The following is a 16,139-nucleotide window of genomic DNA, read 5'->3' as shown; positions in this document are numbered from 1 at the left end:
TTATCCAGTTTTGAGTGAACAAGCACTCAACTAAACAGTCCAGTGATGATGGCAAAGAGGCCACACCCGTTCCCATCCCGAACACGGCAGTTAAGCTCTTTTGCGCTGATGGTAGTTGGGGGTCTCCCCCTGTGAGAGTAAGACGTCGCTGGGCACATTGAAAAAAGTCGTTACCGATTCCGGTAACGGCTTTTTTTATTTCCCAATTGTATTTCTCGTGATCCGCCTTTGAAAAAACTGACCAATCGCTGTTTATTAATGAAATAAATCTTCTCGGTTTTAGTTGATGCAATCTCTCAGCAAGATCAAAATCGTTCCATAAACTATATGATTAAGTATTCTAAATAATTTTTCTTTTTTCAGTTTCTTGACACACCATATCCGCGCTGATAACCTTACAATAATATTTAAAAGGAAGCAGGAGGCGCGTCTACTTATGTGGGAATCAAAATTTGTAAAAGAAGGCTTAACGTTTGATGATGTATTGCTTGTACCAGCTCATTCGGAAGTTTTACCGAAAGATATTGATTTGGCTGTTGAATTGACACCAACTCTTAAGTTGAAAATTCCAGTGATCAGTGCAGGCATGGATACAGTAACGGAAGCTAAGATGGCTATTGCTATGGCTCGCCAGGGTGGACTAGGGATTATTCACAAAAATATGAGCATTGAAGAACAGGCTGAACAGGTCGTGACTGTAAAACGTTCAGAAAACGGCGTTATTACGGATCCTTTCTTCTTAACACCTGAACATCAAGTTTACGATGCTGAGCATTTGATGGGCAAATACCGCATTTCGGGTGTGCCGATTGTTAATAATAAAGATGAACTGAAACTGGTTGGAATCATTACGAACCGTGACTTGCGTTTTATCCAGGATTATTCGTTGAAGATTAATGACGTCATGACAAAAGAGAAATTGGTCACGGCTTCTGTAGGTACGACATTGGAAGATGCAGAAAAGATTCTGCAGCAATACAAAATCGAGAAATTGCCGATTGTCGATGACAAAGGCGTTCTAAAAGGATTAATTACCATCAAGGACATTGAAAAAGTGATTGAATTTCCGAATGCAGCCAAAGACAAGCATGGACGGTTATTGGTCGGTGCTGCTGTAGGCGTTACAGCCGATACAATGAAACGCGTTGAGAATTTGGTGAAGGCTTCTGTTGATGTTATCGTATTGGATACGGCTCACGGGCATTCGGCAGGCGTTTTGGGCATGGTCAAGCAAATCCGTGCAACGTATCCGGAATTGGCGATCATTGCCGGGAATGTGGCAACTGCTACAGGCACAAAAGCATTGATTGATGCCGGTGCAGACGTAGTAAAAGTCGGAATCGGTCCGGGCTCGATCTGTACGACACGGGTTGTAGCGGGTGTCGGCGTGCCTCAAATTACTGCTGTTTATGACTGCGCAACGGAAGCACGCAAGTATGGCAAAGCGGTTATTGCTGATGGCGGAATCAAGTATTCCGGAGATATCATCAAAGCATTGGCAGCTGGCGGACATGTCGTTATGCTCGGCAGCCTGCTGGCAGGTACAACTGAAAGCCCGGGAGATACTGAAATCTTCCAGGGCCGCCGCTTTAAAACCTACCGCGGCATGGGATCAATCGCTTCTATGGAAAAAGGCTCAAAAGACCGCTATTTCCAAGACGATGCGAAAAAATTGGTTCCGGAAGGCATTGAAGGCCGCATGCCGTATAAAGGAGAGCTTTCCGACACGATCCACCAATTGCTTGGCGGTATCCGTGCAGGAATGGGTTATTGTGGAACAAAAGATTTACAGACCTTGCGTGATGAAGCACAGTTTATCCGTATGACGGGTGCAGGTTTGCGCGAAAGCCATCCGCATGATGTCCAAATCACCAAAGAATCTCCCAACTACTCCATTTGATCGATCGGCACCTTTTCCATCACTTTCATGATGGAAAAGGTGCTTTTTTCATGTTTTTATTTTTGGGTACAAAGAATATGCTAAAATAGCATGTGGAATCTTAATAAATGGAGGTATTCAAACAAGTGAAAAACATATTTAATAAAAGCTTACTAACAGCGTTAATAGCTGCAATGACTTTAACTGTGATTCTTCCGCAACAGGCACATGCAGAGGAATCATTAAATATAATGGCGGAAGCTGCTATTTTGGTGGACGCCGAAAGCGGTAAAATTCTCTATGAAAAAAATGCTGAGACGCCTTTAGGGGTTGCCAGCATGACCAAGATGATGACGGAATATTTATTGTTTGAGGCGATTGAAGAAGGGCAGGTTAGTTGGGATCAGGAATACCAGGTAACGGATTATGCCTATCAGATTTCTCAGGACATGCGCTTGAGCAATGTACCGCTTCGTGAAGACGGCACTTATACCATCAAAGAACTGTATGAAGCGATGGCCATTTTCTCGGCCAATGCAGCAACCATTGGCATTGCTGAGACGATTGCAGGAACGGAAAGTGAATTTGTCCGCTTGATGAATGAAAAAGCCGGGGAAATGGGCCTGAAAGAAACAACTTTCGTCAATTCAACCGGCCTCAGTAATTCAAGCTTGATGGGGATGCATCCGGAAGGGACAGAAGAGACAGATGAGAACATCATGCCGGCGCGTTCGGTTGCCAAGCTGACAAAGATTTTGTTGGACGATCACCCGGAAGTATTGGAAACGACGAAAATTCCAGTGATGATGTTTCGTGAGGGAACGGCGGATGAGACACGGATGGAAAACTGGAATTCCATGCTGCCGGGCTTGATTTATGAGTATGAAGGTGTGGACGGATTGAAAACCGGCAGCACGGATTTTGCCGGCTATTCGTTTGCCGGCACAGCAAAGCGTGACGATACCCGTTTTATCGCGGTAGTCATGGGCGCGGTGGACAACGAAGGAGCCGGTTCTTATAAAGCCCGTTTTGAAGCGACGCGCACTTTGTTTGATTTTGGTTTTAGCCAGTTCACGACAGAGGAAATTATTCCTGCGGGGTATCAGTTTGAAGGAAAGGAAACCTTGGCTGTTGAAAAAGGCGTGGAAGAGGAAGTGGCGATTGCAGTCCAAGAGCCCGTGACCATGATGATCCGGACAGCGGATAAGGACTTGTATCAGCCGGAATTGCTGCTGGACGATTCGGTCGTCCAGGGTGGCGAGCTTGAAGCAGGTGTAGAAAAGGATTTAGTGGTGGGAACGCTCGAGCTGACAAAATCGCATGGCACGGAGTACGGCTATTTAAGTGGCAGTGCGGATAGTGTCGAGGTGGCGACCATTGAATCTGTAGAGCGCGCTGGTTGGGTGTCCTTATCGATGCGCAATGTCGGGGGATTCTTATCTTCTCTTTGGAACGATGCCGGTAGTTTTGTAAAAGGTTTATTTTAATAGGGAAAGCCGTTCATCTAAAAAGGATGAACGGCTTTTTTCAATGGATTTCCCAGCAGGACATCAAATCCAGGATGCCAGAGTGAATTTCTTCCTCCAACAGGCCGCCGAATCCAAGAACAATTTTCGGGTGTGTACCGGTTCTTTTGTGCACGTCGTAAGACTGCAGACCGGTGACACGGATACCGGCTGTTTTAGCGCGTTTTACCAGCTCTTCTTCGCTCAATGAGGTTTGGATAGTAAGAACGATATGCATACCAGCCTGTTCACCAGAAACCGTAACCGCCGGCGCGAATAAAGCCAGGGACGAGCTCAATTTTTTGATTTTCTTCTGATACAGCTTGCGCATCCGGTTAAGGTGACGCGCGAAATGGCCATCTTTCATGAATTTGGCTACCAGCTGTTGATCGTGTCTTGGCACCGATGAAGAATAATGAAGAAATGTTTGCTGATACGCCCGCAGCAGCCGTTTGGGCAAGACCATATAAGCGATGCGCAGGGAAGGCATCAGCGATTTGGAAAAGGTGCTGATGTAGATGACCCGGTCACTCAGATCCATGCTCTGCAAAGCAGGAATCGGGCGGCTCGTGTAACGGAATTCGCTGTCATAATCATCTTCGATAATATAACGTTCCGGCTTAGCCGCAGCCCAGTTGAGCAATTGTGCCCGTTTAGTGGCACTCAGGACAGAGCCAGAGGGGAACTGGTGGGAAGGTGTAACATATGCTACATCTACGGCAGAAGCCTCCAGCTCGCTGATATTGATGCCGTCGGAGTCCAGTTCAATGGGAATCGATTGCCGGTCGTGATGGGTGAAAATGCTGTGGGTCAGCGCATAGCCCGGATTTTCATAGCCATAGACAAGCGTTTTGTCGAGCAGGCGGATCAGCAGCGGCAGAAGCTGCTCTGTACCGGAGCCGATGACAATCTGATCTGCATCACAGACGACGCCCCGGGACTGATACAAATAACGGGCAATTTCCTGGCGCAGGGCATCATCCCCTTGAGGATGGCCGGATAATAACAGTTCATGATTGGACTCATCCAGAATGTCGCGTGTCAGTTTGCGCCAAGTTGAAAATGGAAAAGAGTGTGTATCAATGCTGCCGGAGTTAAAATCCACTTTATAGGAAATGGTTTCTTTGATGACCGGTTCGTCATGGGGAATATCCAGATACGCCAGTTCTTCGACGGGCTGAGCGTAAAATCCTTTGCGCGGCCGTGATTCGATAAACCCCTCAGCAACCAGCTGGGCATAGGCAAGTTCCACGGTTGTTTGGCTGATTTGTAGATAATCCGCCAATTTCCGCTTGCTGGGCAATTTGGTATCAACAAGGATGGTGCCATCTGTGATGGCTTTTTTTATTTCACGGTAAAGCTGCTTGTATAACGGAATCTGTGACTGTTTTTGAAGTTGAAACATAAGCATATCCATGTGGTTTCCTCCAACTGACCTTATTGAAATGAAAAGAACTGAGTCTTTTTATATGGTCAATCTCTATTATACTGAATTTATAAACAAATAGGGGGAATTATTAAATGAGTCAACATGGAACAGATCGCGTAAAAAGAGGAATGGCCGAAATGCAAAAAGGTGGAGTGATCATGGATGTGGTCAATGCGGAACAGGCACGCATCGCTGAAGCTGCGGGTGCTACCGCTGTTATGGCGCTCGAGCGTGTGCCGTCTGATATCCGCAGAGACGGTGGAGTGGCGCGTATGGCAGATCCGCGCATTACGGAAGAAGTAATGAAGGCTGTATCAATTCCAGTTATGGCGAAAGCACGTATTGGCCATATTGTAGAAGCTCGTATTTTGGAAGCGATGGGTGTCGATTACATTGACGAAAGTGAAGTGCTGACGCCTGCAGATGAAGAGTTTCATTTATTGAAAAACCAATACACAGTGCCATTTGTCTGCGGCTGCCGAAATTTAGGCGAGGCGGCACGCCGAATCGGTGAAGGAGCTTCCATGCTGCGCACGAAAGGCGAACCGGGTACTGGCAATATTGTAGAAGCAGTCCGCCATTTACGCCAGGTAAACGCGGAAGTGCGAAAAGTGATTGCCATGAGTGAAGATGAACTGATGACCGAAGCGCGCAATCTTGGTGCTTCCTATGAATTCCTGAAAGAAGTGAAAAGCCTGGGCCGTTTACCGGTGGTCAATTTTGCAGCTGGCGGGATTGCAACACCAGCGGATGCGGCATTGATGATGGAACTAGGAGCGGACGGTGTATTCGTTGGATCCGGTATCTTCAAATCGGATAATCCGGAACGATTTGCACGTGCGATTGTCGAGGCGACGACGCATTACCAGGATTATAAATTGATTGCGGAGCTGTCAAAAGATCTGGGCATCGCTATGAAAGGCATTGAAATTTCAACGATTGCTGCGGGCGAACGTATGCAGGAGCGGGGCTGGTAAGAATGAAACGAATTGGGGTCCTAGCTTTGCAGGGAGCTGTCCGGGAGCATCTTCAGTCAATTACAGCATGTGGAGCGGAAGCGGTTTCGGTGAAATGGCCCAAAGATCTTGAAGAGTTGGATGCATTGATTTTACCGGGTGGTGAAAGCACAACCATGCGCCGCCTGATCGACCGCTATGGCTTGATGGAACCGCTTCAGGATTTTGCCGAAACCGGAAAACCGATGTTTGGCACTTGTGCAGGGTTGATCCTGCTGGCCAAAACAGTTGTTGGTTCTGACGAAGCGCATCTGGGCGTCATGGATGTTGCCGTTGAACGGAATTCATTTGGCCGGCAAGTGGACAGCTTTGAAGCACCGCTTGAAATCAAAGGCATCGACGGAGCTTTTGAAGCGGTTTTTATCCGTGCGCCGCATATTGTCAGTGCTGGTCCGTCGGCTGAAGTGTTATGTGTTCATGATGGGAAAATTGTTATGGCGAAAAGCGGTCAGTTTCTAGGCTGTTCTTTTCATCCGGAATTGACCGAAGATCATCGCATCACAGAGTATTTTTTAAGCATGATTCCCAGCAAGTCAGACCTTCTCTTGCCAAATTAATCAATATATAGTAAAGTATGATTAATTTAAAAGACGAAACGTTGATGGGAAGTAGTAAAGCGATTGTTTTTCCAAAGAGAGCCGGTGGTTGGTGCAAACCGGTGAAAAACGCGTTTGAATCCACCCCGGAGTTGCATGGCGAAAAAAGCCATTGCCGGTTTTAATGCCGTTATGTGATGAAGAGGATTGGCCTGTGCCGATCAATCAGGGTGGCAACGCGGGTAGCTCTCGTCCCTTTACCAGGGGATGGGGGCTATTTTTGTTGTCTTTTTTTGTGTAAATAAAATTTTGAGGAGGAACTGGTATGTTGGATATTCGTTTTGTACGTGCTAATTTTGAAGAAGTAAAAGCCAAACTGGCAAAGCGTGGAGAAGATGTTTCTGTGCTTGATGATTTTGAAGGATTGGATGTAAAACGGCGCGAATTGATTGCGCAGACCGAAACATTAAAAGCGGAGCGCAACGAAGCGTCTCAAAATATCGCCGCGATGAAACGGGCGAAAGAAAATGCGGACGACGCCATTGCGAAAATGCGTGAAGTTGGCGACCAAATCAAAGCGATCGATGAAGAGCTGCGGAGAGTGGAAGAAAGTCTGAACTATATCATGATGCGTGTACCGAACATTCCGCATGACAGTGTTCCGTTCGGAGATTCTGAAGACGACAACGAAGAAATCCGCACTTGGGGAGACAAGCCGGAATTCGGTTTCGAAGTAAAAGCTCATTGGGATCTGGGTACCGATTTGAACATTATCGATTTTGAACGTGCAGCCAAAGTGACTGGAAGCCGTTTTGTCTTTTACCGGGGACTCGGCGCACGCCTTGAGCGCGCGTTGATCAACTTCATGATGGATCTTCACCAGGAAGAGCATGGCTATGAAGAGATGCTGCCGCCTTATCTGGTCAACCGCGAAAGCTTGACGGGTACTGGCCAATTGCCAAAATTCGAAGAAGATGCCTTTCTGATCGAGAAAGAGGATTATTTCCTCATTCCGACCTCTGAAGTGCCGGTGACGAACTTCTACCGTGATGAAATTCTGACAGCGGATATGATGCCCCAAGCCTTCGCCTCTTACAGCGCGAATTTCCGCTCTGAAGCGGGTTCTGCGGGTCGGGACACACGCGGGTTAATCCGACAGCACCAATTCAACAAAGTCGAACTGGTGCGCTTTGTGAAGCCTGAGGATTCTTATGACGAACTGGAGAAACTGACGGGCCATGCTGAGAAAGTGCTTCAACTTTTAGGGCTGCCATATCGCGTCTTGAAGATGTGTACAGCAGACCTTGGCTTTACAGCCGCCAAGAAATACGATATCGAAGTTTGGATTCCAAGCCAGGATACGTACCGGGAAATTTCTTCTTGCAGCAATTTTGAGGATTTCCAGGCAAGACGTACAAATATTAAATTCCGCCGGGAAGCAACCGGCAAACCTGAATTTGTCCATACCTTAAACGGCAGTGGGCTGGCAATTGGCCGTACCGTGGCAGCATTGCTTGAAAATTGCCAGCAGGAAGATGGGTCAATCAAGATTCCAGAAGTGCTGCAGCCTTATATGGGCGGCAAAAAGACCATCAATTAAATAAGTTGAACTAATAATTTTTAACTGTCGATATTCCCCAAAACAGCCGCGAACGAGCGCCAAATCCTAAGCGGTGAATGAGATGATGATTCTTAAGTTTTACTTATATAATAAAAAGGCTCAAAAGCACATTGCTTTTGAGCCTTTTATTTGGAGAAAAGGGTAAGGATGGGTATAGAGGAAGAGTGGAAGGAGTTATTTGATGGAAAATCTGAGCTTTCAATTTATAGAGACGAACGGCATCAAGCTTCATATAGCTGTAGCCGGACCTGCAGATGGCCCTTTAATCGTTTTGCTGCATGGCTTTCCGGAATTTTGGTTTGGCTGGAAAAATCAAATTCAGCCGTTGGCGGAAAAAGGATACCGGGTGGTGGCACCTGATCAACGTGGCTATAATTTAAGTGACAAACCAGAAGGGATCGATAATTACACAGTCGATCATTTGCGGGATGATGTGATTGGCATCATTGAGCATTTCCAAAAAAAGACTGCCATTGTCATCGGTCATGACTGGGGTGGCGCAGTCGCCTGGCATTTGGCGGCCACACGCCCCGAATACGTGAAAAAGCTGATTGTCTTGAATATCCCGCATCCCAAAGCGATGCCTCGGGTATTCAAGAAGAATCCGCTGCAATGGATGAAGAGCTCCTATATCGCGTTTTTCCAGTTGCCCAATCTGCCTGAGAAGGCTCTCGGTATGGGAGAGTTCAGAGCGATGCAGCAAAGCATCGAACAGACCAGCAATCCAGACACTTTTTCAACTCAGGAAATGGAGCAGTATAAAGCAGCCTGGTCACAATCTGATGCCCTGACAGCGATGCTCAATTGGTACCGGGCCATCAGGCGGGACAGTTTCAAGCAGGTGCCCGAGACGAAAATCAAAGTGCCGGTCAGAATCATTTGGGGATTGGGCGACCAGTTCCTGTCACCAATGTTGGCAAAAGAGAGCATGTCCTTTTGTGAAGAAGTCAATTTGGCTTTTGTCGGGGAAGCGACTCACTGGATCCAGCACGAGCAGCCGGAAATCGTCAATCGGCTCATCGATCAGTTTATCAGCGAATAAAAAGCGGAAAACCCGTTTACGGGGTTTTCCGCTTTTGTTTTTTGGCTGCTCTCAGATTACGGAAAAACTGTGTCAGCAGTTGTCCACATTCTTCAGCGAGAACATTTTCGGTTACTTGGCATTGATGATTAAAGCGGTCGTCGTTCAGCAGCCGGTACAAGGAATCCACACTGCCAGCTTTGGCATCCCGTGCGCCGTAAACAACATGGGGAATCCGGGATTGCAGAATGGCGCCAGCGCACATCGGACAAGGCTCTAACGTTACGTAAATCTTGGTGTCTTCCAGCCGCCAACTGCCAAGAAACTGGCAGGCCTCCTGTATGGCTAAGAGCTCGGCATGGGTGACTGCATTTTGCGTTGTTTCCCTCAAATTGTGGGCGCGCGCAATCACCTGGTCCTGGTGGACGATTACAGCACCGATGGGCACTTCTCCCTTGGCTCCTGCTTTTTCTGCTTCTTCTATTGCCAACCCCATATAAAAATGGTCTTTTTCCATTCCGTTCATGATGCATCGCTCCTTGGCTTTAGTGTAGCATTTTTCACTGCCAAAAAAAGCAGGAAAAGTCAGGGAGACAAAAAACGCATAACAGCGTAAAATAGAGAAATTAGAAAGCAGGGAGTGATTCGAGGATGAAACAGCACAAAAAGGAAAAACCGCTGCATTTTACGGTACGCTTTATCTTTATTTTCATTGGCGCAACCATGGCAGCAGCTGCCATCGAATTATTCCTGGTCCCCAATTCGATTATTGATGGTGGGATTATCGGAATTTCTTTGATATTGGATTATTTAACGGTGATTCCGTTTGGTGTATTGCTGGTCGCCATCAATTTACCGTTCCTTTATTTTGGCTACAAGCATATCGGTCGCAATTTCTTTATTTCGTCCATTTTTGCCATCGTTGCATTGGCGTTGATTGAAATCCCTATGCACAAGATTGAACCATTTGTGGAAGATCCGCTGCTTGCTACCGTATTCGGTGGGCTGCTTCTGGGTGCGGGTGTCGGAATTGTCATCCGCAATGGCGGGGCGCTTGACGGGACGGAGATCCTCGGGATTTTATTGACAAAGAAGCTGCCATTTTCGGTTGGCGAATTTGTCATGTTCTTCAATGTCTTCATCTTTGGATGGGCTGCGTTCGTGCTTGGGTTGGAACAGGCTATGTATTCGATTTTGACTTATTACATCGCTTCCAAGACCATCGATGTGGTCATTCAAGGCTTGGACGATACGAAAGCGGTGCTGATCATATCGGAAGAATACGAAGAAATCGGTTCGGCCATCAACGACCGCCTTGGCCGCAGCTTTACCAAGTTGCATGGCAAAGGCGGCTACCTTAATTCGCCGAAAGACGTTATTTATGTGGTGGTCACCCGCCTGGAAATCACCAAGCTTAAGCAGATTGTGGGAGACATTGATTCCAAAGCTTTTTTGACCATCATGGCGACTCAGGAAGTCCATGGCGGAACTTTCAAAGCACCGATACATTGATCTCGTTGCTAACATGCCGCTCTACTTTTCACCTGAGCTATGTGTTAAAATAAATGGCATTGCAATTTACTTGAATCGAAAAAGGAGGACTTCGCATGCCGGTGCCATTCATTACGGTAGAAGGTCCGATTGGTGTAGGCAAGACCTCGCTGACCAAAGCACTCGCCGATCAAAATCAATTTCAGCTGTTAAAAGAGATTGTTGACGAAAACCCATTTTTAAATAAATTCTACGAAGATATAGAAGAGTGGAGCTTCCAAACAGAGATGTTCTTCCTATGCAATCGCTACAAGCAATTGGCCGATATCCAGAAAAAGTTTATTTCGAACCGGGAACCGGTCGTGGCTGATTATCATATCTTCAAAAATCTCATCTTTGCAAAACGTACATTGCCGCATGCTGAATACGCCAAGTATGAAGCCATCTACAAAATCCTGACGGTGGATATGCCGAAACCGAACATGGTCATCTATCTCTATGCCAGCCTGGATACACTGATGAAGCGCATTAAACTGCGGGGCCGTGAATTCGAGCAGATGATCACGCCCGAATACATGGAACAGCTGGCAGCGGATTACCATGAGTTCATCGAACGCTTTGAGCGCGAGCATCCGGAAATCCCCGTGCTGCGGTTTAATGGCGATGAAATCGATTTTGTCCAAAATGGCGGCGATCTTCGGCTGATCCTGGACAAGGTGGATGGAACTTTACAAAAGAGGAGTTTGACTTTATGAATTTACGAGAAAAATACGGCATTCCCCAGAATGCCATAATTACAATAGCCGGCACAGTGGGTGTCGGGAAATCTACGATGACTAAAGCCTTGGCAGATGCGTTGCAGTTCCGCACTTCATTTGAAAACGTCGACACCAATCCCTACTTGGATTTGTTTTACGATGATTTTGAGAAATGGAGCTTCCACTTGCAGATCTACTTCCTGGCTGAACGCTTTAAAGAGCAAAAGCGGATGTTCGAATACGGCGGCGGATTTATCCAGGACCGTTCGATCTATGAAGATACCGGTATTTTTGCGAAAATGCATTGGGAAAAAGGCACGATGAACAATGTGGATTATGAAACGTACACTAATCTTTTCGAGGCGATGGTCATGACGCCTTATTTCCCGCATCCAGACTTGCTGATTTACCTGGAAGGCTCGATTGATGACATTTTGTCCCGTATTCAAGAACGCGGCCGTGCAATGGAGCAGCAGACACCAGTGGATTATTGGCTGGAAATGCACCAGCGCTATGAAAGTTGGATTAATTCCTTTAACGGATGTCCGGTATTGCGTTTGAATATCAATGATTATGACTTGATGAACGAACCGGATTGTTCCGAGCAGATCGTGGAACGCATCGGAGGATTTATGCAGCAAACCGCCATTCTACGCAAATAAAGAAACCCTTGAGCAGTGCTGCTCAAGGGTTTCTCTATTATTTCCCGGGAAATATAGAAAAAGGCATAAAAAAAACCGGAAGGCAAGAGCCTTCCGGTAATCTATATCGAAATAATCGGACATATAGTGTTAAGAAAAATTCATTACTTGCGTAACAGATCCAATCTTGAATTTATATGCGCGTGTAAATTTAAAAAATGGAGGAGGAAGAGGGATTCGAACCCCCGCGGGATTTGACTCCCCTGTCGGTTTTCAAGACCGATCCCTTCAGCCAAACTTGGGTATTCCTCCGTATTTGGACAAGTGTTAATTTATCATGGATGAATAATGGATGTCAACAGTTTTTCGCTTTTTTGAAAATTTGTTGATGAAAACCACTCTGTACACCCAAAAACCACTTGATTTAAAAGAAATTATTGCTTAAGGAAGGTTCTTGATTGATTTTTTGACGATTAATATCGTATACTAGTAAATGCCGTGCTAGGTGGGAAGATAGCGGTGTCCTGTAACCTGCAATCCGCTTTAGCAGGACTGAATTCCTTTCTGAGGCTGTTTGCATGTAAGGTCTGTCTCTTGCACGTAGTGTTGACATCTGGGTCCTGCGCAATGGGATCCCATGAACCATGTCAGGTCCGGAAGGAAGCAGCATTAAGTGGAAAATTCCATGTGCCGCGGGATCGCCTAGATCGAGCCAGCGACAAGGGTAACGCTTATGTGCAGCAGTCGAAGAAAGGTGCACGGCAATAATATGTAAATTCAAGCCTGTCCGCTATTTAGCGGGCAGGCTTTTTATTGTTCTATTCGTGGAATCTCCACGTGCAGATCGGGGAAATCGTTCAGAAAGACCGGCCTTTTATGATATAATGATAGGATGAAAAACAGATTATTTAAAAGGAGAGAATAAGTTGGCGTATCAAGCTTTTTACCGTGTTTACAGACCACAGTCCTTTTCTGATATGACAGGTCAGACGCATGTCAAACAAACCCTTCAAAATGCTCTCCTTTACAATAAGACGACACATGCTTATTTGTTCTCAGGACCGAGAGGGACAGGGAAGACCAGTGCGGCTAAGATATTCGCCAAGGCATTGAATTGTGCGCAGGCCCCTGCAGCTGAACCTTGCAACGAATGTGCTTCCTGCAGAAGCATCAACGAAGGATCCAATACTGACGTCATTGAATTTGATGCAGCTTCCAATTCACGTGTGGAAGAGATGCGGGAGATCATTGAGAAAGTCCGGTTTTCACCGGCAAATTCACGCTTTAAGATCTATATCATAGATGAGGTGCACATGCTGTCGAACAGCGCCTTCAATGCTCTTCTGAAAACATTGGAAGAGCCACCGGCACATGTAGTCTTTATTTTGGCGACAACAGAGCCGCATAAACTGCCATTGACAATCATTTCCCGTTGCCAGCGATTTGATTTTAAATCGCATACGCAAGTGGATATCGTTTCGCGTATGGTGGAAGTGTTAACGGATGCACAGATTCCTTATGATGAGCAGGTGCTCAAAATAATCGCACAGGCTGCAGCAGGCGGAATGCGCGATGCACTCAGCCTATTGGATCAGGTGGTGTCCTTCAGCGGCGATGAGATGACAGTCGAAGACGCCCTGCTCGTCACGGGCTCGATCAGCCAGGACATGTTCTATGGCATTGCAGAAGCGCTGCTTGCCAAAGATATCGGACAGGCGTTGACGCTGCTGGAACAGCTGGTGCGGGACGGCAAAGACCCCGTGCGGCTGGTTGAGGATTTTATCACCTTCTTCCGGGACCTGCTGTTGATTCAGACGGCGCCCAACCTTCACGACATGTTGGAGCTGGCGACCCATGAACCGCGCTTTGAAGAGCTGGCCAAGCGGTTTGAGCCGGCGACGCTTTACACGTGGATTGATCTCCTGTCCAAAACACAACAGGAAATGCGGTTTTCGAACCATACGAAAATCTATATGGAAACAGCGTTGCTGAAAATGGCTCAGGCAGATGTGCCGGTCCAAAGTACAGCTTCTGCGGTATCGCCTGAGCTGGAAGCAAAAGTTATCCACCTTGAGAATCTCGTGCACGAATTGCAGCAACAGGTGAAAAATGGAGTAGTCAGTGGTGCTGCTGCCGCACCGGCTGAACAGAAAAAACGCCAGCGTGTGCAAAGTAACTTTAAAATACCGACAGGCCGCATTCAAGATGTCTTGAAAAATGCCACCAAGGTGGACATTCAAGCTATCAAAAACAATTGGGCAACAGTGATGAACCAATTGCAGCGGTCGCATTCAGCTTTATTGAACGATGCGGAGCCGGTAGCGGCATCAGCGGATGCATTTGTGTTAAAATTCAAGTATGATATTCATTGCCAGATGGCTTCTGAAAACCAGACGTTTGCCGCAACCTTCAGCCAGTTGCTGGAGCAGTATGCAGGCAAGGCCTATACGCCGGTTTATGTTCCGGACGCCAGTTGGCTGAAAATCCGTGAAGAGTTTATCAAAAAGAGCGGATCGAAAGCAGGCACTGAAGAAAAACAGTCAGAGGCTGAAGAAGAAAATCCGTTTTCGGGTGAAGGGGCTGTAGCGGAAGAAGATCCGTTCATCTCAGAAGCCGAGCGTCTTTTCGGAAAAGACTTTGTCGAGGTTCATGACGACTAAAATGAAAATTCTAAGGAGGAACTAATTATGCGCGGTGGAGGAAATATGCAAGGCATGATGAAGCAGATGCAAAAAATGCAAAAAGAGATGGCAGTTGCCCAAGAAGAGCTTGGAACATTGAAGTTTGAGGGAGCAGCTGGCGGCGGTATGGTTAAAGTCACTGTATCTGGCCACAAAGAAGTGCTGGACTTCGTATTGGATCCTACAGTAGTCGACCCAGAAGATGTTGAAATGCTGCAGGATCTTTTGATTGTAGCTACAAACGAAGCGTTTAAAAAAGCGGATGAACATGCGAATTCCACAATGGGGAAATTCACGAAGGGCTTAAATCTCCCGGGCATGTTCTAGGAGGTAAACCAGATGCATTATCCAGAACCTATTTCAAAATTAATGGAGAGTTTTATGAAATTGCCAGGGATCGGGCCGAAAACAGCGGCCCGTCTGGCATTTTTTGTGCTTGGTATGAAGGAAGACACAGTGCTTGATTTTGCCAAAGCTCTAGTGGATGCGAAACGAAACTTAAGTTTTTGTTCGGTGTGCGGACATATCACTGATGTTGATCCGTGCCATATTTGCCAGGACCAGCAACGTGACCGTACGACGATCTGTGTGGTCCAGGACCCGAAAGATGTCATTGCGATGGAGAAGATGCGCGATTATAAAGGCTTGTACCATGTCCTGCAGGGAGCCATCTCTCCAATGGATGGGATTGGCCCTGAAGACATTAACGTTCCGTCTCTTCTGAAGCGTCTTCAGGACGAAGAGGTGGAGGAACTGATTCTGGCGACGAATCCGACAATCGAAGGAGAAGCGACAGCGATGTATATTTCCCGCCTCGTAAGGCCTTCGGGCATCAAGACCACCCGGATTGCCCACGGGCTTCCGGTAGGCGGCGATTTGGAATACGCGGATGAAGTGACTTTATCGAAAGCGTTGGAAGGCCGGCGCGAGCTTAAATAGAAGCAGAATTGGAATAGAGCTGTATGCTCATGGTAAATAAGGAATATTCTGGTTTATTATGTTTTAGATATAATAGTCTAGAGTGCAAGGTATATCAATAGGAAAAAGAAGAAGGATAGGAAAGGAAAAGGTAGTCAAGTGAAATGGCTTTACAGAGCGGTTATTCTTGATTCCTTTTTCAAACTCCTTCTATAGAAGGAAAAGAGAATTCAGTAATGAATGTTTTAGGAATATAATTTTATTTGCCAAAAGTGTTGACAGTCGGAAGTATATGCTTTAGTATCATAGGAGTCGTAAAGAACGACGCAAACAACTTAAACAACGCAAACAAACTGAACCTTGAAAACTGAACAGCAAAACGTCAACAAACAGCAACGGCCGTTGAACGCGGCCCGCGCACAACTTACTGATCAGCGTTATGCAGATCAAAGCGAATCGCGCGTCTTCGGACGGCGATACGCCAGCAAGTTAAGAGCAGTCAAATGTTCTCTATAATGGAGAGTTTGATCCTGGCTCAGGACGAACGCTGGCGGCGTGCCTAATACATGCAAGTCGAGCGGAACCATTGGAGCTTGCTCCATTTGGTTTAGCGGCGGACGGGTGAGTAACACGTGGGCAACCT

The 16,139-nt window shown here is 46.6% G+C and carries 14 protein-coding genes, 1 tRNA gene, 2 rRNA genes, 1 other RNA gene and 1 other annotated feature; of the genes, 15 read left to right on the top strand and 3 right to left on the bottom strand.

Features of this window, described 5'->3' with window-relative positions; all coding sequences use genetic code 11:
- Positions 1-38 precede the first annotated feature (38 nt).
- From rrf to J7I83_RS17510, 3 genes are all read left to right on the top strand, one after another.
- A 5S ribosomal RNA gene (rrf, locus tag J7I83_RS17520) occupies positions 39-154 on the top strand.
- Between the two features lie 282 nt (positions 155-436).
- Positions 437-1,900 carry an IMP dehydrogenase gene (gene guaB / locus J7I83_RS17515; protein ID WP_215102885.1) on the top strand — a complete coding sequence of 488 codons (1,464 nt, stop codon included), beginning with the start codon at positions 437-439 and terminating at the stop codon, positions 1,898-1,900.
- Positions 1,901-2,025: 125 nt separating this feature from the next.
- The gene (locus tag J7I83_RS17510) at positions 2,026-3,366 is read left to right on the top strand and encodes a D-alanyl-D-alanine carboxypeptidase family protein (protein WP_353048306.1); all 1,341 of its coding nucleotides are present in this window, start codon (positions 2,026-2,028) and stop codon (positions 3,364-3,366) included.
- Between the two features lie 40 nt (positions 3,367-3,406).
- Here the strand turns inward: J7I83_RS17510 and pdxR are convergent, their stop codons facing one another.
- On the bottom strand, positions 3,407-4,801 hold the full coding sequence (gene pdxR / locus J7I83_RS17505) for a MocR-like pyridoxine biosynthesis transcription factor PdxR (protein ID WP_215102881.1): 1,395 nt from the start codon (positions 4,799-4,801) through the stop codon (positions 3,407-3,409).
- Positions 4,802-4,905: 104 nt separating this feature from the next.
- Between pdxR and pdxS the strand changes: the two genes are divergently transcribed.
- The 4 genes from pdxS to J7I83_RS17485 all read left to right on the top strand — a co-directional run bounded on the left by pdxS (position 4,906) and on the right by J7I83_RS17485 (position 9,028).
- The gene (pdxS, locus tag J7I83_RS17500) at positions 4,906-5,790 is read left to right on the top strand and encodes a pyridoxal 5'-phosphate synthase lyase subunit PdxS (RefSeq protein ID WP_215102879.1); all 885 of its coding nucleotides are present in this window, start codon (positions 4,906-4,908) and stop codon (positions 5,788-5,790) included.
- 2 nt (positions 5,791-5,792) lie between these two features.
- Positions 5,793-6,386, top strand: coding sequence for a pyridoxal 5'-phosphate synthase glutaminase subunit PdxT (gene pdxT / locus J7I83_RS17495; protein ID WP_215102877.1), 594 nt, complete (start codon positions 5,793-5,795; stop codon positions 6,384-6,386).
- A 32-nt stretch (positions 6,387-6,418) separates the two neighbouring features.
- Positions 6,419-6,625, top strand: a binding site (T-box leader).
- A 65-nt stretch (positions 6,626-6,690) separates the two neighbouring features.
- The gene (serS, locus tag J7I83_RS17490; protein WP_215102875.1) at positions 6,691-7,965 is read left to right on the top strand and encodes a serine--tRNA ligase; all 1,275 of its coding nucleotides are present in this window, start codon (positions 6,691-6,693) and stop codon (positions 7,963-7,965) included.
- A 202-nt stretch (positions 7,966-8,167) separates the two neighbouring features.
- On the top strand, positions 8,168-9,028 hold the full coding sequence (locus J7I83_RS17485) for an alpha/beta fold hydrolase (RefSeq protein WP_215102873.1): 861 nt from the start codon (positions 8,168-8,170) through the stop codon (positions 9,026-9,028).
- A gap of 16 nt (positions 9,029-9,044) precedes the next feature.
- On the opposite strand, the gene tadA is transcribed toward J7I83_RS17485, so the two are convergent.
- Positions 9,045-9,533 carry a tRNA adenosine(34) deaminase TadA gene (tadA, locus tag J7I83_RS17480; protein ID WP_215102871.1) on the bottom strand — a complete coding sequence of 163 codons (489 nt, stop codon included), beginning with the start codon at positions 9,531-9,533 and terminating at the stop codon, positions 9,045-9,047.
- A gap of 125 nt (positions 9,534-9,658) precedes the next feature.
- On the opposite strand from tadA, the gene J7I83_RS17475 reads away from it, so the two are divergent.
- The 3 genes from J7I83_RS17475 (at position 9,659) to J7I83_RS17465 (ending at position 11,918) form a co-directional block, all read left to right on the top strand.
- Positions 9,659-10,519 (top strand): YitT family protein, encoded by an 861-nt coding sequence (locus J7I83_RS17475; protein WP_215102869.1) that lies wholly within the window; start codon positions 9,659-9,661, stop codon positions 10,517-10,519.
- Positions 10,520-10,614: 95 nt separating this feature from the next.
- On the top strand, positions 10,615-11,253 hold the full coding sequence (locus J7I83_RS17470) for a deoxynucleoside kinase (protein ID WP_215102867.1): 639 nt from the start codon (positions 10,615-10,617) through the stop codon (positions 11,251-11,253).
- On the top strand, positions 11,250-11,918 hold the full coding sequence (locus tag J7I83_RS17465; protein WP_215102865.1) for a deoxynucleoside kinase: 669 nt from the start codon (positions 11,250-11,252) through the stop codon (positions 11,916-11,918). The genes J7I83_RS17470 and J7I83_RS17465 overlap by 4 nt, the downstream gene beginning before the upstream one ends.
- Positions 11,919-12,116: 198 nt before the next feature.
- Here the strand turns inward: J7I83_RS17465 and J7I83_RS17460 are convergent.
- Positions 12,117-12,209, bottom strand: a tRNA-Ser gene (locus J7I83_RS17460).
- Between the two features lie 184 nt (positions 12,210-12,393).
- Here J7I83_RS17460 and ffs point away from each other — a divergent pair.
- The 5 genes from ffs to J7I83_RS17435 form a co-directional block, all read left to right on the top strand.
- Positions 12,394-12,659, top strand: an RNA gene (ffs, locus tag J7I83_RS17455) — signal recognition particle sRNA large type.
- 164 nt (positions 12,660-12,823) lie between these two features.
- Positions 12,824-14,557, top strand: coding sequence for a DNA polymerase III subunit gamma/tau (gene dnaX, locus J7I83_RS17450; protein ID WP_215102863.1), 1,734 nt, complete (start codon positions 12,824-12,826; stop codon positions 14,555-14,557).
- Between the two features lie 27 nt (positions 14,558-14,584).
- Positions 14,585-14,905, top strand: coding sequence for a YbaB/EbfC family nucleoid-associated protein (locus J7I83_RS17445; RefSeq protein WP_215102861.1), 321 nt, complete (start codon positions 14,585-14,587; stop codon positions 14,903-14,905).
- A 12-nt stretch (positions 14,906-14,917) separates the two neighbouring features.
- The gene (recR, locus tag J7I83_RS17440; protein ID WP_215102859.1) at positions 14,918-15,517 is read left to right on the top strand and encodes a recombination mediator RecR; all 600 of its coding nucleotides are present in this window, start codon (positions 14,918-14,920) and stop codon (positions 15,515-15,517) included.
- 491 nt (positions 15,518-16,008) lie between these two features.
- Positions 16,009-16,139 (top strand): 16S ribosomal RNA (locus tag J7I83_RS17435); the annotation flags it as partial.

Source organism: Planococcus sp. ISL-110, from assembly GCF_018613575.1.
Lineage (GTDB): Bacteria > Bacillota > Bacilli > Bacillales_A > Planococcaceae > Planococcus.
Note: the sequence above shows the minus strand (reverse complement) of the source record. Positions and strands in the feature narration are given on the sequence as shown.

What these genes read in the sequence shown, in the direction of transcription:
- guaB (WP_215102885.1), top strand. Translation starts at nt 437, where the DNA reads ATGTGGGAATCAAAATTTGTAAAAGAAGGCTTAACGTTTGATGATGTA.
- pdxR (WP_215102881.1), bottom strand. Translation starts at nt 4,801, where the DNA reads ATGGATATGCTTATGTTTCAACTTCAAAAACAGTCACAGATTCCGTTA.
- J7I83_RS17465 (WP_215102865.1), top strand. Translation starts at nt 11,250, where the DNA reads ATGAATTTACGAGAAAAATACGGCATTCCCCAGAATGCCATAATTACA.
- J7I83_RS17485 (WP_215102873.1), top strand. Translation starts at nt 8,168, where the DNA reads ATGGAAAATCTGAGCTTTCAATTTATAGAGACGAACGGCATCAAGCTT.
- recR (WP_215102859.1), top strand. Translation starts at nt 14,918, where the DNA reads ATGCATTATCCAGAACCTATTTCAAAATTAATGGAGAGTTTTATGAAA.
- J7I83_RS17470 (WP_215102867.1), top strand. Translation starts at nt 10,615, where the DNA reads ATGCCGGTGCCATTCATTACGGTAGAAGGTCCGATTGGTGTAGGCAAG.
- J7I83_RS17475 (WP_215102869.1), top strand. Translation starts at nt 9,659, where the DNA reads ATGAAACAGCACAAAAAGGAAAAACCGCTGCATTTTACGGTACGCTTT.
- serS (WP_215102875.1), top strand. Translation starts at nt 6,691, where the DNA reads ATGTTGGATATTCGTTTTGTACGTGCTAATTTTGAAGAAGTAAAAGCC.
- pdxS (WP_215102879.1), top strand. Translation starts at nt 4,906, where the DNA reads ATGAGTCAACATGGAACAGATCGCGTAAAAAGAGGAATGGCCGAAATG.
- tadA (WP_215102871.1), bottom strand. Translation starts at nt 9,533, where the DNA reads ATGAACGGAATGGAAAAAGACCATTTTTATATGGGGTTGGCAATAGAA.
- J7I83_RS17445 (WP_215102861.1), top strand. Translation starts at nt 14,585, where the DNA reads ATGCGCGGTGGAGGAAATATGCAAGGCATGATGAAGCAGATGCAAAAA.
- pdxT (WP_215102877.1), top strand. Translation starts at nt 5,793, where the DNA reads ATGAAACGAATTGGGGTCCTAGCTTTGCAGGGAGCTGTCCGGGAGCAT.